The organism is Nocardia sp. CNS-044 (assembly GCF_059570515.1).
Genome location: NZ_JCANSX010000006.1, coordinates 985,720 through 1,005,808, shown reverse-complemented (window position 1 = coordinate 1,005,808; position 20,089 = coordinate 985,720). Strand labels below are relative to the sequence as shown.

The window sequence follows — 20,089 nt, the reverse complement described above, 5'->3', positions numbered from 1 at the left end:
GTTGTTCGACCACGAAGGCCGCCGCCGAGGGATCGGTGGCGGCCTTCGTTCGTTGCACCCGGGAGCCCCGGCCGACGGTGCGGGATGACAACGTCCGTCTCATCTGTGCTGGACTGGGAAACGTCGATTTCTACGGAGGGGTTTACCGGCGGGGTGGAGGTGATTCATGGCGATGCCGGGTCGGGGCTCCGACGGTTGGACGGTTGCCGATCTCGACCGCATGCCTGAGAACGGGCTTCGGTATGAGGTACTGAACGGTCAGCTCGTTGTAAGCGCGCCTCCGAGGCTGCGCGATCAGCGGTTGATCAAGCGGCTCGATCGTGCGCTCGAGGATGCCAAGCCGGACGGCTTCGAGGTGCTGCCCGGCGTTGGGGTCCTGGTCGGCGAGGACGAGCCCATCCCTGATTTGATCGTGGTCACCGGCCCGATCGACTGGGACGGTCGGGGGATTCCCGTCGAGCAGGTTCAGCTCGCCGTCGAAGTGGTCTCCAAATCGACCACGTTGCAGGACCGCATGGTGAAGCCGGTCCTGTACGCCGAGGCGGGCATTCCGAACTATTGGCGCTTCGAGCTGAACGCTTTCAAAGGACAACTGCCGGGCGAGTCGTTGCCGGTGGCGTTCGTCCACTCCCTCGGCGGCGATCGCAGCTACGAGCCGACGCATCGGATCCCCGCCGGTGAGAAGATCACCGTGCGAACGCCTTTCGAATTCACCCTCGATCCCGCCGCGCTCTTGCCGTGAATCCGATCTCACGGAGGGCGGTGCGGTCGAGCACGGCAGCTCCTGGGTCCGGTTGGGGCGCCACGTTATGAGCGCCGCGTGGCACGGACGGGCCCGATCCCGCCCGTGCCGTCGACCGGTCTACGTGCCGGGATCCTAGGCGCAGCTGTAGGCGGAGCCGCAGCGCAGGAGGCGCAGGATCGGGTCGAGGACGGCGCTGCCCGACGACACTCCGCCGGGGGCGGGCTCGCCGGGCGCGACCACCGGGGCGGGGGTGATCGGCTCCGCGAGCGCCGGACCTGCGGTGAGCACTGCGCCGAAAGCCAGTGCGGCGACGCCTGCGCCGAGCAGCTTGGTGAACGACATGGTGAATCCTTTGTTCAATTCTGTAGTTGCTGTTGCGGCTCGCAGTCTCGCATATTTGACCAATCGGTCGCAATAGATCGGTTGCGCGTAAAGTGAAGCGCACCAAGGAATTCGAACCCGAAGGGTTGCTCTTCGGGTGCGGGATCTCGGCGGGCGGCGCTGCGACGAGACGGCAGCGCTCGCGAATCCGACGCCTGCGCCCACGAATCGAGCCGAAGCCCACCGCCGGTTCTTCGGCGGCAGCCGTCGAGGCGGTCGGGGGTCATGCGGAGATGGCGTGTTCTTCGGCGAAGAGTTTGCGGCAGGCGGGGGCGCAGAAGGCGTAGTCGGTGCCGTTGTGGGTCAGGGTCAGGTCGGCGGTGGCCAGTTCGACGGTCATGCCGCAGACCGGGTCGATGACGAAACCTTCCGGCGCTTCGCGGGTTTCGCCGGAGTTGCGGTAGTCGTCGGTCAGCAGTTCGGTGAGTTCGGCGCTGGTGAGGGTGCGGCCGAGGGTGGCGAGGCCGCGTTCGCGTAGGCCGACGATTTGGACGACGCAGTGCGGTTCGCGGGTGAGGCGATCCGGGTCGGGCTCGGTCGCGGCGATCGCCCCGGTGATCATCGGCACGACGTGGTCGGCGAATTGCGGGTTGTTGCTCCACGCACCGGGGACGGTGAGGCGGACGAGGTAGCGCGGTGCGGCGGGGCCGCCGGTGGCCCACACTTCCGGCTCCCGGACGAGCACGTGGGTGAGTTCGCGGGCCTTGTCCAGTACCGCGTCCGGCGCGCTGTCCTCGGTGGTCAGCGCGTGCAGGATGCGTTCGGCGAGCGCCTGTTTCCGCTCGGCGTCGAGAACGCCTGGGGGGACGAATAATTCGATGGTCATCATGGGCGTGTTCCCTTCTCGGTGAAATGCGGGATGGTGAGCAGGACGATCAGCGCGAAGGCCAGCAGCGCGCAGCCGGTGCGGGCGAAATGGAATGCCTCCCAACGGCCGAGCATCTCGGCGTAGTCGGCGGGTGGCCCCTCGATCGCCCAGCGCTTGATGTGCTGGTTGATCGGCACATTGCCGAAGCGCGTGATCAAGAAGGACGAGAAGTCCAGCGCCGCAGCGGCTCCGGCAGTCCATCGCTGCCTGCCGGAAGCGCGCACGGCGAGCACCGCGCAGCTCACGATGGTCAGCCCCATCAGCGACTGCATGACGAATCCGTTGACCTGCATCAGCGCGGTGTGGAAGGTGAAGCGGACATCGAGCGGAACCTCGCGAAAGGCGTAGAGCACGTTGACCGCTCCGTATCCGAACGCACCAGCGAGCAGTCCGCCGGACAGCAGCGCGCACGCTACGGCGAGTCGGGGCCGAGGAGACGGGGCCGGGACCGGATCTCGCCGTGTGGCGCCCGGCGCACGCGGCCGGATGAGCGGGCTCATCGAAGCTGCCTCGAGGGCGCCAGCGCCAGCAGTTCGTCGACCGACCACTGGTCGTAGACGTGCGTGCCGTGCTTGGAAGCCAGGACGCGGCCGTCGGGGGCGATGAGGAAATCCGCGGGCAGGCCGAGCGGGCCGCCGTCGGGCCGGGACGGGGGAGCGGGGCGGCCGCGGCGCGATGCGGCGCGCAGGTCGTGCGCGACGGCGCGGGCGATGGCGGGCCAGCCGCGCGGATCGAGCAGCGCGCGCGGGGACGATTCGACGCCGAACTCGCGGTACAGCACCCGATCCGGGTCGGCGATCACGTCGAGGGGCAGTTCGTCGGTGTACTTGCGCAGTTCGTCCGCGTGCGAGTGGAAGACGATCACCTCGCGGATGTTCGCGGCGGTGATCTCGTGCTGGCGGACCACGATCGAACGCAGGTGCATGTTGCACACGGGACAGCCCGCGAAGCGGCGGAATTGCAGGTGGACGAGGCAATCGGGATCCGGGACCGGCACCTCGACGCCGGTGACGGTCCGCAAGTTTCGGGCGGCGATGGAAGTCGGCAATGACATGGTCTCTCCTTTGTAGGTGTACGACGTACGCCTACGACCAGTATGCGCGTACCTTGTACGCTGTCAACCCATGCCACGTCCTCGTTCGCTGACCACCGACGATCTCGGGACCGCCGCCCTCGCCGTCATCGACCGCGACGGGCTCGACGGACTGACCATGCGGGCGATCGCGAAGGAACTGCGCATCGCCACCATGGGCCTGTATCGCTATGTCGCCGATCGGGATCAGCTGGAGGTCCTGGTGGTGGATCGGGTGCTGAGCGCCATGGAGACCGCGCCGCCGGAGGGTCCCGATTGGCGAGCCAGGGCGACGGTCCTGCTGACGCGGATGCGTGCCGCCGTCGCGGACCATCCCGCCGCGGTCCCGCTGATCCTGCGGCACCGCCAGTCCTCGGCGGCGTCGCTGCACTGGATGGAGGCCATGCTGACCGTGCTCACCGACGCGGGCTTCACCGGTTCCGAGCGGGTGATCGCGCAGCGCACGGTGGTCGGCTTCCTGCTCGGCTTCCTACAGAGCGAGCACTACGCCTCGATCGCGGGCCCGGGCACCGCGACCATCGCCGCGCTGTCCCCCGATGAATTCCCGCTGCTGGTGCAGACCGCGGGACAGGCGCGGACTATGTCCATCGACGACGAGTTCTACGGCGGCGTCGAGATCGTGCTGCGCGGTTTGGCGCCGCGCTGAATTTCGTTGCCGCCGTGATCATCACCCGAAGACGGCAGTGAGGTCGACGGCCTCGGCCATCGCCCGCGCGCCCGCGTCGTTGAGGTGCATGCCGTCACCGCTGTCGAACTCGGGCCGAATGTAGTCCGGTCGCTCCGGATCGGCGACGGCGCGGTCCACGTCGAACACCGAGTCGAAAATGTCCGTCCCGCGCAGCCATTCGTTCACCTCGCGCCGAGTGTCCAGGGTCTCGAAGACGGTCGGGCCTTCGTAGACGCAGCCGGCGTACGGGCCGATGGTGCCGACGTGGATGGTGAGCCCGGCGGCGTGCGCGCGGCGGGCCAGTTCGGTGAAGCCCTCGATGAGTTCCGCTGCGGTGGCGGGTGGCTGATCGCCCAGGCCGCCGAGGATCAGATCGTTGATGCCGAAGTGGACCAGGACGTGGCGCACGCCGGGGACGTCGCGGGCGTCGCGCTCGAACCGGTCCATGCCGCGTTCCCCGATCTCGGCGGTGAGCAGGCGGTTTCCGCCGATGCCCTGGTTCACCACCCAGCCGCGTGACAGGCGGTCGTTGAGCGCGTCCACCGAGCGGCGATTGGCGCCGATCGTGCTGCCGAAGCCCTCGAACCAGGAATCACCGAAAGCGACCGCGATTTCGGTCTCGGCCGATGCGAGGACATCGACGCCGGTCACGAAGAACCTAGCGGGGATCACCTGCGACTCAGGCATTTCGATACTGCTGGCGTGGTCACCCGTTGCGACGTAGGCGATTTCGGCGGGCATGTGCGAAAAGCTCGCGAGCCCTGTCGGTCCGGGGAGGTAGAGGCTCAGCAGCAGGTCGTCGCCCGCATCGACCGCGAGGTCGATCGGATCGCTGATCAGCTCGCCGCCCGCGGGTACGGTCACCCGCTCCGCGCCGTCGAAGCGAAGTGCGCGGTCGGTCTCCGGGACGATCTGGTCGGCGGTTTTGCGCAGTGCGACCCTGGCCGCGCCGACGACGAGCGGCGTCTGCCCGTAGCGGTTGGTCAGATGAACGCGGATCTGTTCGCCGCCGCCCGCGAGGTGCAGTACCTGGCGCAGCGTCTGATCGGCGAAAACGTGCGGTTCGGTGAGCTTGATCCGCTCGTAGGGGCTGATCACGGCCGAACGGAAGCCTGCGATCCAGGTGGTTTGCGGTGACATGAGCCCTCCAAGTGTTTGACGTGAGGAATATTGCGTATGCATAGATCTACTCCGACATATTCCTCATGTCAACTATCCGCGCGTCAACAATGTGCGGTAGGTTCGCATCATGGACCTCTTCGACGATCCGCGTCTCACCGCGATGGGCCTGATGTACGAGGCGCACGAGGGTCTGGTCGCCAAGATGGAGCCGACCTGGAAGGCGAACGGCCTCTCCGGCTTGGACATGAACGCCCTACTGCGATTGAGCCGGTCCCCGCGCCGGCGGCTGCGCATGACGGACCTCGCGACGCAGACCTCGCTGTCGACCAGCGGCGTCACCCGCCTCGTCGATCGGCTGGCATCGGCGGGATTGGTCGAGCGCGTCCTCGACCCGGCCGACCGCCGCAGCGCCCACGCGGTGCTGACCGACGCCGGAGCGCGCCGACTCGAACAGGTGCTGCCGGACTACCTCGACGCAGTACAGCGCTGGTTCACCGGACTCCTCACACCGGACCAGCTCGACGGCCTGACCACTGCGTTGCGGATCATCCGCGACGCCACCAACCCGTCCGCCACCGCCCGCACCGACTGACGGGCTACTCGACTTCCGGGCCTAATTATAGTGCCGAACGCTATACTCTTGGTATGACCAGCCGGAGCGATCTGTTGCGCGAGGTGATGCTCGAAACGGGTACCACGCAGTCCGAGCTGTCGCGGGTGAGCGGCGTCCGCCAATCCAGCATCAGCCAGATGTTGTCCGGCAAGTTGGATCTGAGCGACGAGCAGCTCGAGCGGCTGTTGGCGTGCATGGGCTACCGCTTGGAGATCGTGCGGCGCCACACCGCTCCCGAGTTGACTCGTTCCGAGCGTCGTTCGTGGCAGTTGCACCGTCGTCTCGCGACGCACTTGACTCGGCCGAGCCTCGAGTCTTGGCGGCCGCGCATCGAACGCAATTTGCAGCGTCTGCGCGATGGGGTATCCGGCCAGCCGCATGTGCGCAATCTCGATCGTTGGGAACTGCTGATCGAGCGCGGCGATGTGCCGGGCCTCCATCGTGTCCTGACCGGTCTCGATCGCGACTCGATCGAGATGCGTGAAGTCTCCCCTTTGGGTGGGCTACTTCCGCAAGACGAGCGTGCTGATGCGCTGCGTCGGGCCGGCTGATGCGCCGCGACCAATTGGAGCACGCCATCCGGACGGCGTGCCAGATCATCGGCAGGCCCGAGGTGATCGTGGTCGGCTCCCAAGCGATCCTCGGCACCTTCGATGAAACACGGCTTCCCGCGGACGCCACGATGTCACTGGAAATCGATATTCTCCCGATCGCCGACGACAACGACGAGACCGCGAGGCTGGCGGACCTCATCGAAGGCGTGGCCGGAGAATTCTCCGCGTTCGAGGATCTGCATGGTTTCAGCATCGACGGCGTCGATATGGAGACCGCCGCGCTTCCGGACGGGTGGCGGGGTCGGCTGGTCAAGGTGCAGAACGTCAACACGGCTGCGCCGTCCGGCGAACCGCAGTTCACCGGGTGGTGCCTCGACAAGGAAGATCTGTGCGTGGCGAAGCTGTGCGCCTTTCGCGAAAAGGATCAGAACTTCGTGGCAGCGCTACTGGAATCCGGGCTCGTCGCCCCGTCCGTGATAGCCGAACGCCTACCGAACGTTTCAGAACGCTACAAGCCCGCTGTAGAACGCGCGCTCGGGTGGATTCGCTGTTGGCTGTAGCTGGATCCAGTCGACGAGGGTCACCTCGAACCGGATTGCCGTAGGAAGGTGCGTGACCGCGCACCAGTGCCGACTGCTTCGAGGCGTCGCCGCAGTCAGCCGCGGGCCACACGAGTTCCACGGCTGACCGCCGCTGCGGATTGTTCGCGACGCCACCAACCGGTCCGCACCGACTGACGGGTTACTCGTCGAGCAGGCGCTCTAGCCCGTCGAGGATCAGGTCGAGGCCGAACTCGAAGTCCGCGATGCCGTCGTGCTCGCCGTCGATGACGAGGTGGGTGAGCGCGTTCATGTGGGGGTGTGTCGTTTTCGGGATGCGTGGAAGGAAATGGGTTGCCGCGGCGATGTATTCGGACGGGTCGAGTGGAAAGGTCGACTCGCGCAGTGTGAATCCGTAGATGTGCCCGTCCATGGCGTTCCAGGCGCGGTCCGCCTGTTGGTAGGTGAAGCCCGCGGAGCGTAGGCAGCCGAGCGTGGCGTCGATGTAGCGCAGCATTGCCGGTCCGACGTTCACGCGTGAGCCGATCAGTCCGGTCGCCCAGGGGTGGCGGCGTAGCGCCTCGTGCGCGGAGACGGCGCGGGTGCGCAGCGCCGCCTTCCAGTCCCCGCCGATTTCCGGCACCGCCATCTCGGCGACCACCAGATCCACGATCCCGTCGAGCAGGTCGTCCTTGTTCGCGACGTGGTTGTACAGCGACATCGCCTCCACGCCGAGGGCCTGGGCCAGCTTGCGCATCGACAGCGCGTCGAGCCCCTGCTCATCGGCGAGGCGGATGGCGGTGCGCAGCACGAGTTCGCGGGTGAGCCGGGCGCGGTCGGCGGGTTTGGGCATCAGCACTCCTTGACGGACTTACACCGTAAGCGTAGCGTTCGAGCCAACGCACTTACGGTGTAAGTAAAGGTGGTATCCGCAATGTCGATCTCGGCCTCCGAGCGAGACGTCATGACGGCGGTCGTCGCGCCGCGCTACGGTTCCAGCGACGTCCTGCGCGTCGAGGAAGTGCCCATGCCGACGCCCTCCGCGCACGAAGTCCTGGTTCGGGTCCGGGCGGCCGCCGTCGCCTCGGGTGATGTGCACCTGCTCACCGGCAGGCCGTACCTGATCCGGCTGATGGGTTTCGGTGTGCGCAAACCGAAGGATCCGGTGATCGGGCACGATCTGGCGGGCGAGGTCGTCGCGATCGGGTCCGCGGTCACGTCGTTCCGGGCCGGTGATCTCGTCTACGGCGCAACCCGTTTCGGGGCCTTCGCCGAGTACGTCTGCGTCGACGAGGCGACGCTCGCTCCGATGCCCGCTGGTCTCGGCTTCGAACAGGCTGCCGCCGTGCCGGATTCGGGCATGACCGCCCTACAGGGTCTGCGTGATGTCGGCGGGTTGCGCGCCGGGCAATCCGTGTTGATCAACGGGGCGTCCGGCGGTGTGGGCAGTTCCGCGGTGCAGATCGCCAAGGCGATGGGTGCACGGGTGACCGCGGTGTGCAGTACGCGCCACGTCGAGTTCGTGCGCGCACTCGGTGCCGATCGGGTAATCGATTACACCCGCGCAGATTTCGTCGAAGATGGCGAACGCTACGACGTCCTGCTCGATCTCGCGGGCAACCGCCGCCTCTCCGACTACCGCAAAGTGCTCGCGCCCGAGGGCGTCTTCGTATCTTCGGCCGGAGCCCCAGGTGGCGACTGGCTCGGCCCGGTGCTCTGGATCGGAAAGGTCGTGGTGGCAAACCTTTTCGTCCGCCAGACCTTACGGCCGCTGCTGATGAAGCCGCGGCGCGCCGACCTCGACTACCTGACCGAACTCGTGGAGAACGGAAAGCTGCGCCCGGCGATCGAACGCGAGTTCCCGCTGCGCGAAGCCCCCGCCGCGATCGCGCACGTCGCCGAAGGTCACGCGCAAGGCAAGACGGTGCTGATCGTCAGCCGGACAGGTGCTTCCGAACCTTCGTGAGATTCGCGCAGTGCTCGCAGCAACGCGAAGCGTTGTCGAAGGGCGGGCCGCGATCGGCCGCCTTGGTGATGTTCATGTGCCCACTGACCCCGATCCGCACCATCCAGCCCACTCCTATGCCGTCACCGCGACGAGCGGCCGCATACGCTCCCGCACCTCGGCACCACCCCGACCTTCACGTATTGTCCGGTGCGGTTGTATACCTTGCCGAGCTCTTGGCCACGCGATCTGACATCAGGTTACGGTCGAGTGGTGAGCCGCACCCAGTGGACGATCCACAGTGAGACCGTCGTGGACGAGAACCGACACATCAAACTGTCGACCGTTGACGTCGAGCTGCCCGACGGCGTGAAGTTCACCCAGTACATCGCTCGGATGCCGCGCTGCGCGATGACGCTGGTGCTCAACCATCGACGCGAAGTTCTGTTGATGTACCGGCACCGCTTCATCATCGACCGTTGGGTGTGGGAACTGCCTGGCGGTTACGTCGATCAAGCAGAGGATGTCGCGCTGGCGGCGGCGCGTGAAGTCGAAGAGGAAACCGGCTGGCGTCCGAGGAGCATGGAACACCTTGTGACCTACCAACCCGCGATCGGCACCCTGGATCATCCGCAAGAGATCTACCTTGCCCGCGGCGCCGACGTGACCGACACGCAACCGGACATCAACGAGGCCGAGGACATCCGCTGGATACCGCTCGATGAGGCGGCACGGATGATCGAACGCGGCGAGATCGTCGGCGCGGCTACGGTCGTCGCGGTATACCGTCTGCTCAGTCTGCCCGCGTAGCGATGGCCAGCACGCGGTGTCGGAAGTCGGCGACGTCGGGAAGCTCGGCGTACGGCGTGAGCCGGTGCCGCAGCTCGCGCAGGTAAGTAAGGGTGCGCTGGGATTCCAGCCCGGCTGCGATCGCCAGGGCTTCTGATCCGACACGCACGGCTTCGTGCGGGTCTTCGACGGCACGGGCCGAGGCCAGCAGACACAAATTGAACGAGCGGCCGCGGGTGTAGCCGTCGGACATGTCCAACGACTGCTCGGCGAAGTGGGCGGTGCGGGCGTTGTCACCGAGGTCGCGGAAGCAGTGCGCGGCCTTGGCCGACATGTAGGCGGCGTCGAAGTAGTCCAACCATGGCGGTCGCACGTCGTCAGCGCGGCCGAACGCGCGCTCGGCGGCGTTGAGCGCCCTCGCGCACAGCGAGCTGTCCGAGCGCGCGGCGTGCCCGTGCGCCTCCACCATGTGGCACCCGGACTCCAATGCCGCTAATCCAGCCGTGCGGGCGGCGATCTGGGCTGCGCGCGCCAGATCGACGGCATCGCCCGGCCGACCGACATAGGTGGCCTGATGGCTCATCGCCGCGAGAATCTCGGCACCGAGTGCGGAGTCTCCGGCAGCTCGCGACATGCGCAGAGCCTGAATCAAATACCGCTGCGCCAGACCGTGTTCCTCGAGGTCGTAGGCGGCCCAGCCCGCGAGTTTGGTGAGCTCGGCCGTCGTAGCGAAAAGCTGGCGGCCGATCGCTTCGGGATAGCTGCCATGCAGCAGAGGAGCCACCGACGTGTGCAGGTAATGGACGATGGTCGAGCGGACTTTGCCACCGCCCACCCGGTTGTCCAGGTCCCGGAATGCGCTGGTCATCGAGCGCACCGCGTCGACATCGGACTGCCCGATCCGCCGAAATCCCCGGCCGGACACCGGGTGTTCCGGTCCCGGCATGGTCAGCCAACGCATCGACGCGGCCGGGTAGACCGCGACAGCGTAGGACGCTCCTACCAGGAAGCGGCGACGCTCCACGTCACTCCTCCACAGTGCAGTCGCAGCGGCCGTCGCTTCCGCGAGGCTCAACGAGAACTCCAAACCCAGGTCCGCCGGGTCGGTGCCGCCGACCATTCCGCAGTCGGCTGGGGTGACGCGACGTCCGACCACCTCGGTCAGTACCTCCGCGATGAGATGCGGCCCCGGTGGATGAGGTTGTTCACCGGCCACCCAGCGGCCAACAGCGGTGTGGTCGTAGCCGAGTTCGATGCCAACGGCGCGGCCGCGCTCCACCACTCTGCGCGCGAGTCCTTTCCGGCTGAGCCGCGCTTCCTCGACAAGCTCCACCAACTGCCGATTCGGTTGCTTGGGCTGGCGTCCCATACCCCGGAGTCTGGCACGGGGATCGGCTCGCTGGCCACGATTGCCGCAGTGCGCACACCCCCTGTGCGCACACCTGCCTGACGCGCCCGCCTTACGAGAAAGGACACCCGGGCGGTCTCCTGAACGTGCACACCGGCGTCGGACCGCAGGCGATTCCTTACCTCGTCTCGGATACGTGAACCGGCCGCACCGGAGGCCGTCGTAGGGCGCGGGCTCCGACGCGGCCGGTCCGGCGTCGGTGTGCTCCAACCGTCGCAGGGGAGGCCGAATATGTCGTCGCTGATGGACCGTTTGGCGCAGTGGGAAACCGAACACCGCGAGTGCGCCAGTCGTTCGATCGCTATGGACCGCGAGCGCGCGATGCTGGTGCTCACCCAGCACGCGGAACATGGTCCGCGCTGTCGGCAGTATCTCGCTGCCCTTGCCCGCGTATCGACGGTCCTGGGCTGAGCAGCCATGTCGGAGAGCATTGTCCGTCCGAATACCTATGGCGCGCCTCGGACACTTCCGCAATGGCGGGAGCTGTCGGCCGCGTTCCGTGGCGCCGCCGGACAGCTACCCGGCGATCATCTGGTATTGCGGTGGGCGAACGCACTCGCGCACCTGCATCGGACGCGAATCATCAATCCCGCAGGGCAGGCCCGCATCGACGCCCGACGTAACGAACTCTGCACCTTGATCGACGAGTGGATCGCCGTCCACATCCAACCGCGTCAACCCTGGTCGCAGACGACCGGCTACGGCCGGGCCGTCGATGACATGGCTGCCGCGCATGTGGTCGCCGAGCTTGTCCTGATGGCGGAGCACACCGCCGACGAACTGCATCGGGCGTGGTCGCACGTCGGCTATTTGGCCACCCGGTGGGCCGATCTCGTGACCGAAGCGGTCGACGGCCAGCGGACGGTGGCCCCGCGTCCGACACAATTCGCGACTTCACCATCGACAGCCTGAAATGATTCTGTTGCGATGTGATTCGGCCGGACAGGGTGGGGTTGGCGATCGAAGTTCGGCGTGGGTGAGGGGAATTCAGGGCACGGCGTCGGCGAACCGAGCCGCCAGGATGCGCACGCGCTCGACGAGCTCGGGCGGTTCGTGTACCCGGAACGGGAAGTCGAACAGTGCCACGTAGATGGCGAGTTCGTCCAGGGAGTTCGAACCCGCTCGCAGCAGGCAACTTTCGGTGTCGATCGGTTCGATGACGCCCACCGTCGGCGCGACGCGGTCGGCTGCCACCTCTGCGGGGACCAGCAGGGTGATACGGGCGGCGTAGCGGTAGGGGGAGGTCGTCACGCCTCGTGAGAGGTAGCCGGAGAGGTCCATGTCGGGCGCCTCGCGCGGTGTGAACTTCGGGCCGGTGGGGATGCGCGGGTGCATTCGGTCGACGCGGTAGGTGCGCCAGTCGCCGCGGTCGACGTCCCAGCCGATGAGATACCAGCAACGGCCGGTGTGTGCGAGCCGGTGTGGCTCGGTGGTACGTGAAGTGCTGTCGCCCTGGTGGTTTCGGTAGTCGAAGCGTAGGCGGTGCTGGTCGCGGATGGCGGCGGCGACGGCGGTGAGCACGTCCGGGTCGACCGTGGCGCCCGCCGCGGGAACGGTGACCGTCACCGAGTGCAGCAGCTGCACGCGGTGCCGCAACCGCGAAGGCAGTACCTGCTCGAGCTTGGTGAGCGCGCGCAGCGAGCTGTCCTCGATCCCGGCGACGGTCCCACCCGCCGCGGTGCGCAGACCGATCGCGACGGCCACCGCCTCGTCGTCGTCCAGCAGCAGCGGCGGCAGCTTCGCGCCCGCCCCGAGCCGATAGCCCGCCACCCCGGCGCTGGCCTGCACCGGATAGCCGAGCGTGCGCAGCTTGTCGATGTCGCGGCGGACGGTGCGCACGTCCACCTCGAGACGCTCGGCCAGTTCGGCTCCGGTCCAGTCGCGCGGAGTTTGCAGCAAAGAGAGCAGGCGCAGCAGGCGGGCGGAGGTTTCCAACATGCCGAGAAGTCTGCCCGAAACCTAGGGCCGGGATTGTCCTAGGTGCCGCATATCGTCGTTCTCATGACCTTCGAGATCACCGAATTCCGCATCGACATCCCGCAGCGGCAACTCGACGACCTGCACCGACGGCTCGACGCGGTGCGCTGGCCCGATCCGCTGCCCGGCGACGACTGGGATACCGGCGTGCCCACCGCCTGGCTGCGCTCGCTGGTCGAGTACTGGCGCACCGCCTACGACTGGCGGTCCGCCGAGCGAGAGATCAACGCGCATCCGCAGTTCCGTACCGAGATCGACGGGCAGACCATCCATTTCCTGCACGTCCGTTCGCCGGAGCCGGACGCGCTTCCCTTGCTGCTCACGCACGGTTGGCCCGGTTCGGTGGTCGAATTCCTCGATCTGATCGGCCCGTTGACCGACCCGAGGGCGCACGGCGGCGATCCCGCCGACGCGTTCCACGTCGTCGTTCCCGCGCTGCCGGGATTCGGATTCTCCGGGCCGGTGCGCGAATCCGGTTGGACCATCGAACGCATCGCCCGAGCCTGGGCGGAACTGATGCGGCGGCTCGGCTACGACCGCTACGGCGTGCAGGGCGGCGACATCGGCGCGGCGGTCAGCCCCGAGGTCGGACGGGTCGCGCCGGATCGGGTGATCGGCGTGCACACCAATGGCGGGCTGGGCGGTTTCCCTCAGCTGCCGCTGTCGGAGAAGGAGTTCGCCGAGCTGACCGACCTGGAGCGTGATCGGATTCGCCGGATCGAGGCGTTCATGAACGAGGAATTCGGCTACATCGCGATCCAGTCCACCCGTCCGCAGGCGCTCGCCTACGGACTCACGGATTCGCCGGTCGGCCAATTGGCTTGGATCATGGACAAATTCCGCGAGTGGACGTACCCGCGGGCGGTGGAGCCGGACAAGATCATCGACCGGGATCGCCTGCTGACCAATGCGATGCTGTACTGGCTCACCGGCACAGCGGGTTCCGCGGCGTACGTGGGCTACGCACAGGACGCACCGTGGGGCGCCCCGAAGGTGAACTCCGGCGTGCCGACCGGTGTCATCGTATTCGCCCACGACGTCGCGATCCGGTGCTACGACGAGCGGGAGAACACCATCACCCGCTGGACCGACGTCGACCGCGGCGGGCACTTCGCCGCGCTGGAGGAACCGGAGCTGCTCACCGACGACGTCCGCGCGTTCTTCCGCGAGCTGCGCTGAAAGTCCACGGCCGCGCCTTGTTCCGGTCTATCACTTCCGGAACAAGGCGGGCCATGTGCGGACTATCGGCGGACGCACCCGAGATCGGCGAAACGGTTTCCAGCAGAGCCGATTCAGGCGCACACTCGGAAGCGCAGGACCGCGGTGAGCAGGAGCGATCGCCATGACCGAACCGTTGCGGATGACGCAGGAACATCGAGAGGCCTTCTGGCGGCGCTGCGGCTGGTCACCCGAGCAATCCGAGGCCCAGCGCCGCGAGATCGAACAGCGCTGGGGCGACGAATGGATCGACATGGCCGAGTTGCTCGGCTGGTAACCGATTCACTCGGCGCTGAGCTCACCCGCCGCCCGCCACGATTCCCGCTCGGCGGCAAACGCTTCCGCTTGCGTCGCGCGGAATCGGTCGATGGCGGCCGCGTTGTCGGCGAGGAACGCGCGGTACTCCGCGAGCCGGAACTCGCCGTCCTCCGCACGCACCTCCACCTTGCCCGCGGCGAAATCGGCTCGCATGTCGAGCAATTCTTCCGCGCTCACCGGATACCAGCTGATGCGGTCGAAATAGCGCAACAGCCAAGGCGTCTCGGTGGCGGCGTGGTTCCACACCTGGGTCGTGCGGCCGACGAACTGGTAGCCGCCCGGCCCTTCCATGCCGTAGACGCACAGGTAGGCGCCGCCGATACCGACCGCGTTCTCCGGCGTCCAGGTGCGGGCCGGGTTGTACTTGGTGGTCACCAAGCGGTGGCGCGGATCGATCGGGGTGGCCACCGGCGCGCCGAGGTACACATCGCCCAGACCGAGCACCAGGTACTGCGCGCCGAAGACGGTGTCGTAGACGTCCTCGACCGTGGCCAGTCCGTTCATGCGGCGGATGAATTCGATGTTCCACGGGCACCACGGGGCGTCGGCGCGCACACCGTGCATGTAGCGGGTGATCGCCTCCCTGGTCGAGGGGTCGTCCCAGGACAGCGGCAAGTGCACAGTACGGCTCGGCACCACGAGCTCCGCGACGGCGGGTAGCTCCCGCTCGGCCTCGGCGAGCAGATCCAACAGCTTCGGCACGGGCAGGACGTGCGGATCGACGCGAATCTGCAAGGACCGCACACCGGGGGTCAGCTCGACCACCCCGCGCGGATCCGCCGCGAGCAGGTGCTGGTGCAGCGCGTGCACGCGGGCGCGCAGGCCGAGATCCAATGTCATCGCGCCGTATTCGACGAGCACACCGTCGTCGCCCGCGCGGCGATACGTCACCCCGGTCTCGCCGTCCGCTTCGGCGCGCCGCAGCACGCCGTCGTCGCCGTCACCACCGGGGGAGAGCACCGAAGGCCACGAAGCCCGTCTACCGGGACCGAGATCGCGCAGCGACGCGGCGTGTTCGCGGCGCACCGGCACGAACCGCACCGCGTCGCCGGGACAGAGCTGGCCCAGCTTCCACCGATCCGCCGCGACCACCGTGACCGGGCAGACGAAACCGCCGAGGCTCGGGCCGTCGGGACCGAGCAGGATCGGTGTGTCGCCGGTGAAATCCAGTGCGCCAACGGAATAGGGCGTGTCGTGGATGTTGGACGGGTGCAGACCCGCTTCGCCGCCGTCGGTGCGCGCCCACTCCGGCTTGGGTCCGATCAGCCGCACGCCGGTGCGATCGGAGTTGAAGTGCACTTCGTAGTCGGTGCCGATGATGGTGTCGAAGTCGGCGCGGGTGAAGAACTCCGGTGCGCCATGCGGTCCTTCCGTGACTGCTAGTTCCCAGCGCCTGGCCAGCACTGGTCGGTCGTCGGCCGGGACAGCGGTGGCGAGGGGCGCGTGGGATGCCCCCAGGCGCAGCACTTCTCTTGCGCGCAGGGCGGTACCCGTGCTGCCGCCGAATCGCCCGAGCGTGAAAGTCGCGACGCTCCCAAGGTATTCGGGCAAGTCGATGCCGCCGGAGAGCAGCACATAGGTCCGCATTCCCGGCCCGTGAATCGCGCCGACCTCCAGCACGCCGCCGTCCGGCACCCGCACCGTCCGCCACTGCTCGACCGGCACGCCGTCCACCGTCACCTCCGCGGGCGCGCCCGTCACGCACACCCACGTGGCGGTGGCGAATCGCAGCGCGGGACCGGCGAGCGTGCATTCCAACCCCGCCGCACCCTCGGGATTGCCGAGCACCCGGTTGCCCAGCCGGAAGGAGAGGTCGTCCATCGGGCCGGATGGCGGAACGCCGACGTGCCAGTAGCCGACGCGACCCGGCCAATCCTGCACGGTGACGAGCGTTCCCGGCCGCAGCACTTCGACGCGCGCGCCCACAGCGTCGGTGATGTCGGCTTCCGGCGTGCGGGCGGGCGCCTCGACGACCGTCATCGCGTGACCACCATGCGCACGGGCGTCGGGTCGAAGCCGTTGCAGGGGTTGTTGATTTGCGGACAGTTGGAGACCAGCACGAGCGTGTCGATCTCGGCCCGCAGGGTGACCTTCTTGCCGGGAGCCGACAACCCGTCCACGATGCCGAGAGTTCCGTCCGGCTCCACCGGGACGTTCATGAACCAGTTGATGTTCGAGACGAGATCTCGTTTGCCCAGACCCCATTTCATCGCCTCGGCGAGGAAGTTCTCCACGCAGGCGTGCTGGTGGCGGGTGTGGTGCCCGTAGCGGAGGGTGTTGGATTCCTGTGAGCACGCGCCCGCGATGGTGTCGTGGTTGCCGACCTCGTCGGCGAGCACCGTCATCAGCGAGGTACCCGCGTCGGTCAACAGGACGCTGCCGGTGGTCAGGAAGATGTTGCGCTGGGCGACGATGGTGGCCTGGGCGCTGTAGCGGTCGGCGTGGTCGGCGGCGGAGTAGAGCAGGCAGTCGACCGCCTGATTGCCGTGCAGATCGATGATCTCCCACTGATCGCCCGCACGGACGATCGTCGACCACGGCGCGCAGGCGGGCACGGTCTCGTCGAGCACGATGGCGCGGGACAGGGTCGAGGTCATGCCGTCGCCTCCAGGGTCATGGCCGTCCAGGCCGCTTCGGTGTTCTGCACGGCCCGTAGGTATTCCGGGTCGCTGTTGTGGGTCGTGACCAGATCCTCGGGCGCGGACCAGGCGACGACATCGAGATCGGTGGTGGCGCGCTCGTCGAGCGGGTGCGCGGCATTGGCCACCAGCAGCACCGCGGGCAGGTGGACGAGCAGATCAACCGACGATCCGGCGGCCGCGCTGCCGGTGGCGACGAGCGCGCCGTCGGCGGCCACCCGGACGCCGCGGAAGAACGAGACACTCGGCGCGATATCGCGTGCCGCCAAGCCTTGTTTGGCCCCCGCGAGACGCAGCAGCCCGCGGGCTTCGGGGGTGGGTCCGCAGAGCGTGTCGTGGTGTCCGGAATTGTCGGCCAGCACGGTGGCCAGGACTCGGCCCTGATCGGTGAGCAGCGGGTGACCCGCCGAAAGATACGCCTGCCACGGCACTTTCACGGTGTCGGCCACATTCAGCCGCTCCCACGGCGCATCGGCGCGGAGCAGAAGCATGTGGGCGCAGGCGGATCCGGCCGGGTCGCTCAGCCGGACGCGGGTGCCTCGACCCAAAACGACATTGGCGTAGCCGCTCGGCGGAATGCGTTGCGACCAAGTGACCTTGGCGGACGGCACGTCGGAGGGAAGGTCCGGGGCCGCGAGAGTCGCGGCCGCGGCTTGGGCGCGGGCGTGGGAGCGCGCGGCCTCGGTGGAAGCGGTGCCCGTCGGGGACTCGGTCATGGTGTTCCCTTTTCGAGTTATCTGTGCGCGGCGGTCGGCAGAACCGCCGCGCACGGCATGGATGTGGTCAGGCCGGTTGGACGGCGGGTTCGCCGCTCGTCTCGGCGCGCGGAACGGCGACGACGAACCGGTGCACGACCGCGCCGACGGCCGCCACGGTGAGCACGAACAGCGTTGCGGCCCAGAGCATCCACCAGCCGCCACCGTGCGGCGTGTAGACCTCGGCGCGCGGCCAGGCCAGATTGATCGCCATGGCGACGCCCCACACCACCGCGAGCGCGTTGATCGGAATGCCGAAACGGCCCAAGCTGAACAGCGATTCGTCGGCGGCCTCCACAGTGCGCCCCCAGCCCTTCAGCCGCCGGATCAGCAGCGGAACAGTGACCAGCAGATAGGCCACGTACAGCGAGACGATGCAGACGCTGGCGAGGGTCGCGAAGATCGCGGCGTTGCCGAGATTGACCATCAGCAGGGCGATACCGAGCAGGCCGATCACCACGGCCGGCAGCACGGGCGTGCCGTACCGGGGATGCACCGCGGCGAGCCGCCGGGCGAAGGGCAGTTTGCCGTCGCGGGCCATGGAGAACATCAACCGTGAGCCCGCGGTCTGAATCGCCAGGGTGCACACCATGATCGCGATGGCGACGCAGCCGAGCAGGACCTTGCCCGCCGGACTGTCCAGCTTCGAGGTGAGCACGTAGGCGAGACCCTCGGTGGCCAGCGCGCCGTCGGTCAGGCTCGGGGCCGCCATCAGCGCGCCGAGCAGCATGAGCCCGCCGCCGAGCGCGGACACCGACAGCGCGGTCAGGATGGTGCGCGGAGCGACCCGGCGCGGGTTCTTCGTCTCCTCGGAAAGCTCACCGGCGGAATCGAATCCGACCATCACGTAGGCGGCCATCAGACCGGAGACCAGGAACGCGGCCCAGTACGGCCCCGGCGCGGCCTGATCGGTCTGCAACACGACGCCGGGTCCGCGCTCGCTGTTCACGAAGAACAGGCCGATGATCGCGGCGATGCCGACGATCTCGATGGTGACGCCGATGGAGTTGATCTTCGCCATCAAATCGATGCCGATGACGTTGATCGTCGTGGTGACGACGAGCAGGACGCTGCCGAGCAGCACCGCGTTGGTCGCGCCCGACGCGGAGGTGAGCGCGGTGTCCTCACCGACGATCTGGAAACCGCTCCAGATCGTCGGCAGCACCACCTGTAGCGCGATGGCGGCCGCAGCAGCGGTGACGATCTGTGCGATGACCATCATCCAGCCCGCGAACCAGCCGACGAGCTCGCCGCCCAGCCGCCGCGACCACTGGTAGATACAGCCGGAGAGCGGGTAGCGGGCGGCCAGTTCGGCGAAGTTCAGCGCGACGAGGAACTGTCCGGCGAAGACGATCGGCCAAGTCCAGAAGAAGGCGGCGCCGCCGAACGAATAGCCGAAGCCGAAGAACTGGAAGATCGTGGTGAGGATCGAGACGAACGAGAAGCCCGCCGCGAACGAGGCGTAGCGGCCCAGTTTGCGGTGCAGCACCGGCCGATAGCCGAAACTGGCGAGGTCTGCGCTGTCGACGTTGGCGTCGGAGGATGGGGGCGGAACGACTGTTGTGGCCATGGGCGGGGTCCTTCGGCGTGCGGCCAATACCTATCGCATGACAGTTTTGCGCTCACGATCGCGATTTCGGTGTCCGCCGTGTATCGCTTGCGGCAACGCCGGTAACTTCTGTGTTGCCCGAGTTTCTATCAAGTGACAGAAACCTCTCCGTCGGGTGACGGCCGCAGACGGCCCGACCGCCGCTGTCGGTCGACAGTGCCAGAATGGGCACGTGGCAAACCCCGGTCCCGGCCGTCCCCGTCTGGAACAGCGACCCCGTCGCGGCCATACGCCGCGCGCCGAAATCCTGGACGCGGCAGGCGAACTGTTCACCACCAAGGGCTACGCCAATACGTCCACGAGGGCGGTGGCCGACGCCGTCGGCATCCGCCAGGCCTCGCTGTACCACCATTTCGCCGCCAAAGACGACATCCTCGACGCACTGCTCACCGAAACCATCGCCACGCCACTGGAACTCGCCGAGCGGCTGCGCGCCGAAGCGGAACCCGCGCCGACCCGGCTCTACGCGCTGGCCTGGTACGACGTGCGCCAGCTCTGCGCGGCGCGCTGGAATCTCGGTGCGCTGTACCTGCTTCCCGAGCTGCGCACCAAGCGCTTCGCGGCGTTTCGCCTTCGTCGCGACGAATTACGCGGGCACTACGAGACACTGGCCGAGGCCGTGATCGAAGGCGCGGGCGCGGCGGGGATTCCGGGCGCGGAGGTTCTGCCGTTCCGGCTCGTGGAGACGGTGATCAGCATCCGGTCCGACGAGGGCAGCGCGCCCGCTTACGCCGAGCAGACCATTCCGGACGCCGCGCTGCGCATGCTCGGCTGGAACGGGGACCTGGAGGAGGCGCGCGACGACGCGGCCGTCCTGCTGGAACGCCTCGCCGTGCACTGAGACGGGCG

The 20,089-nt window shown here is 67.7% G+C and carries 24 protein-coding genes; 12 read left to right on the top strand and 12 right to left on the bottom strand.

The window, feature by feature from the left end:
- Nucleotides 1-166 precede the first annotated feature (166 nt).
- A complete protein-coding gene (locus T333_RS13405; protein WP_357255606.1) occupies nt 167-742 on the top strand; it encodes a Uma2 family endonuclease in 576 nt (191 codons plus the stop codon).
- 135 nt (nt 743-877) lie between these two features.
- Here the strand turns inward: T333_RS13405 and T333_RS13400 are convergent, their stop codons facing one another.
- The 4 genes from T333_RS13400 to T333_RS13385 form a co-directional block, all read right to left on the bottom strand.
- Entirely contained in the window at nt 878-1,087 is a 210-nt protein-coding gene (locus T333_RS13400; protein WP_355002169.1) for a hypothetical protein, read from the bottom strand.
- A gap of 262 nt (nt 1,088-1,349) precedes the next feature.
- On the bottom strand, nt 1,350-1,952 hold the full coding sequence (locus T333_RS13395; protein WP_496424613.1) for a YHS domain-containing protein: 603 nt from the start codon (nt 1,950-1,952) through the stop codon (nt 1,350-1,352).
- Nucleotides 1,952-2,494 (bottom strand): anthrone oxygenase family protein, encoded by a 543-nt coding sequence (locus T333_RS13390; RefSeq protein WP_496424612.1) that lies wholly within the window; start codon nt 2,492-2,494, stop codon nt 1,952-1,954. The genes T333_RS13395 and T333_RS13390 overlap by 1 nt, the downstream gene beginning before the upstream one ends.
- A complete protein-coding gene (locus T333_RS13385; protein WP_496424611.1) occupies nt 2,491-3,048 on the bottom strand; it encodes a peroxiredoxin-like family protein in 558 nt (185 codons plus the stop codon). The genes T333_RS13390 and T333_RS13385 overlap by 4 nt, the downstream gene beginning before the upstream one ends.
- A gap of 70 nt (nt 3,049-3,118) precedes the next feature.
- On the opposite strand from T333_RS13385, the gene T333_RS13380 reads away from it, so the two are divergent.
- Nucleotides 3,119-3,733 carry a TetR/AcrR family transcriptional regulator gene (locus tag T333_RS13380; protein WP_496424610.1) on the top strand — a complete coding sequence of 205 codons (615 nt, stop codon included), beginning with the start codon at nt 3,119-3,121 and terminating at the stop codon, nt 3,731-3,733.
- A 21-nt stretch (nt 3,734-3,754) separates the two neighbouring features.
- Here the strand turns inward: T333_RS13380 and T333_RS13375 are convergent, their stop codons facing one another.
- On the bottom strand, nt 3,755-4,894 hold the full coding sequence (locus T333_RS13375; RefSeq protein ID WP_496424609.1) for a GDSL-type esterase/lipase family protein: 1,140 nt from the start codon (nt 4,892-4,894) through the stop codon (nt 3,755-3,757).
- A gap of 109 nt (nt 4,895-5,003) precedes the next feature.
- On the opposite strand from T333_RS13375, the gene T333_RS13370 reads away from it, so the two are divergent.
- The 3 genes from T333_RS13370 to T333_RS13360 all read left to right on the top strand — a co-directional run bounded on the left by T333_RS13370 (nt 5,004) and on the right by T333_RS13360 (nt 6,603).
- On the top strand, nt 5,004-5,468 hold the full coding sequence (locus T333_RS13370) for a MarR family winged helix-turn-helix transcriptional regulator (protein WP_355002163.1): 465 nt from the start codon (nt 5,004-5,006) through the stop codon (nt 5,466-5,468).
- Between the two features lie 53 nt (nt 5,469-5,521).
- Nucleotides 5,522-6,040 carry a helix-turn-helix domain-containing protein gene (locus T333_RS13365; RefSeq protein WP_496424608.1) on the top strand — a complete coding sequence of 173 codons (519 nt, stop codon included), beginning with the start codon at nt 5,522-5,524 and terminating at the stop codon, nt 6,038-6,040.
- Between the two features lie 62 nt (nt 6,041-6,102).
- Nucleotides 6,103-6,603 carry a DUF6036 family nucleotidyltransferase gene (locus tag T333_RS13360; protein ID WP_496424607.1) on the top strand — a complete coding sequence of 167 codons (501 nt, stop codon included), beginning with the start codon at nt 6,103-6,105 and terminating at the stop codon, nt 6,601-6,603.
- A gap of 181 nt (nt 6,604-6,784) precedes the next feature.
- Here T333_RS13360 and T333_RS13355 read toward each other — a convergent pair whose 3' ends face one another.
- A complete protein-coding gene (locus T333_RS13355) occupies nt 6,785-7,435 on the bottom strand; it encodes a TetR/AcrR family transcriptional regulator C-terminal domain-containing protein (protein ID WP_355002162.1) in 651 nt (216 codons plus the stop codon).
- A gap of 81 nt (nt 7,436-7,516) precedes the next feature.
- On the opposite strand from T333_RS13355, the gene T333_RS13350 reads away from it, so the two are divergent.
- Together T333_RS13350 and T333_RS13345 are read left to right on the top strand one after the other, a co-directional pair.
- Entirely contained in the window at nt 7,517-8,548 is a 1,032-nt protein-coding gene (locus T333_RS13350; RefSeq protein ID WP_496424606.1) for an NAD(P)-dependent alcohol dehydrogenase, read from the top strand.
- 252 nt (nt 8,549-8,800) lie between these two features.
- A complete protein-coding gene (locus T333_RS13345) occupies nt 8,801-9,337 on the top strand; it encodes an NUDIX hydrolase (protein ID WP_496424605.1) in 537 nt (178 codons plus the stop codon).
- Here T333_RS13345 and T333_RS13340 read toward each other — a convergent pair.
- Complete coding sequence (locus T333_RS13340; RefSeq protein WP_496424604.1) at nt 9,321-10,685, bottom strand: NsdA family TPR-like regulatory protein; 1,365 nt, start codon at nt 10,683-10,685, stop codon at nt 9,321-9,323. The genes T333_RS13345 and T333_RS13340 overlap by 17 nt on opposite strands.
- 270 nt (nt 10,686-10,955) lie before the next feature.
- Here T333_RS13340 and T333_RS13335 point away from each other — a divergent pair, with 270 nt between their 5' ends.
- Both T333_RS13335 and T333_RS13330 read left to right on the top strand, forming a co-directional pair.
- Nucleotides 10,956-11,135: a hypothetical protein gene (locus T333_RS13335; RefSeq protein WP_496424603.1), complete on the top strand. Its 180-nt coding sequence runs from the start codon at nt 10,956-10,958 to the stop codon at nt 11,133-11,135.
- A gap of 6 nt (nt 11,136-11,141) precedes the next feature.
- The gene (locus T333_RS13330; RefSeq protein WP_496424602.1) at nt 11,142-11,636 is read left to right on the top strand and encodes a DUF4254 domain-containing protein; all 495 of its coding nucleotides are present in this window, start codon (nt 11,142-11,144) and stop codon (nt 11,634-11,636) included.
- A gap of 75 nt (nt 11,637-11,711) precedes the next feature.
- Here the strand turns inward: T333_RS13330 and T333_RS13325 are convergent, their stop codons facing one another.
- Nucleotides 11,712-12,662: a helix-turn-helix transcriptional regulator gene (locus T333_RS13325; RefSeq protein WP_496424601.1), complete on the bottom strand. Its 951-nt coding sequence runs from the start codon at nt 12,660-12,662 to the stop codon at nt 11,712-11,714.
- A gap of 63 nt (nt 12,663-12,725) precedes the next feature.
- Between T333_RS13325 and T333_RS13320 the strand changes: the two genes are divergently transcribed.
- Both T333_RS13320 and T333_RS13315 read left to right on the top strand, forming a co-directional pair.
- A complete protein-coding gene (locus T333_RS13320) occupies nt 12,726-13,880 on the top strand; it encodes an epoxide hydrolase family protein (RefSeq protein ID WP_496424600.1) in 1,155 nt (384 codons plus the stop codon).
- A gap of 163 nt (nt 13,881-14,043) precedes the next feature.
- Nucleotides 14,044-14,196: a hypothetical protein gene (locus T333_RS13315; RefSeq protein ID WP_169810847.1), complete on the top strand. Its 153-nt coding sequence runs from the start codon at nt 14,044-14,046 to the stop codon at nt 14,194-14,196.
- 5 nt (nt 14,197-14,201) lie between these two features.
- Here the strand turns inward: T333_RS13315 and T333_RS13310 are convergent, their stop codons facing one another.
- The 4 genes from T333_RS13310 to T333_RS13295 form a co-directional block, all read right to left on the bottom strand.
- The gene (locus tag T333_RS13310) at nt 14,202-16,163 is read right to left on the bottom strand and encodes a 5-oxoprolinase/urea amidolyase family protein (RefSeq protein WP_496424787.1); all 1,962 of its coding nucleotides are present in this window, start codon (nt 16,161-16,163) and stop codon (nt 14,202-14,204) included.
- Between the two features lie 50 nt (nt 16,164-16,213).
- Nucleotides 16,214-16,834: an urea amidolyase associated protein UAAP2 gene (locus T333_RS13305; RefSeq protein ID WP_496424599.1), complete on the bottom strand. Its 621-nt coding sequence runs from the start codon at nt 16,832-16,834 to the stop codon at nt 16,214-16,216.
- Nucleotides 16,831-17,592 carry a DUF1989 domain-containing protein gene (locus T333_RS13300; RefSeq protein WP_496424598.1) on the bottom strand — a complete coding sequence of 254 codons (762 nt, stop codon included), beginning with the start codon at nt 17,590-17,592 and terminating at the stop codon, nt 16,831-16,833. Before T333_RS13300 ends, T333_RS13305 begins: the two co-directional genes overlap by 4 nt.
- Nucleotides 17,593-17,659: 67 nt before the next feature.
- Nucleotides 17,660-19,201 carry an amino acid permease gene (locus T333_RS13295; protein ID WP_496424597.1) on the bottom strand — a complete coding sequence of 514 codons (1,542 nt, stop codon included), beginning with the start codon at nt 19,199-19,201 and terminating at the stop codon, nt 17,660-17,662.
- A 211-nt stretch (nt 19,202-19,412) separates the two neighbouring features.
- Between T333_RS13295 and T333_RS13290 the strand changes: the two genes are divergently transcribed.
- Nucleotides 19,413-20,081 (top strand): TetR/AcrR family transcriptional regulator, encoded by a 669-nt coding sequence (locus tag T333_RS13290; protein WP_355002153.1) that lies wholly within the window; start codon nt 19,413-19,415, stop codon nt 20,079-20,081.
- Nucleotides 20,082-20,089: the final 8 nt, after the last annotated feature.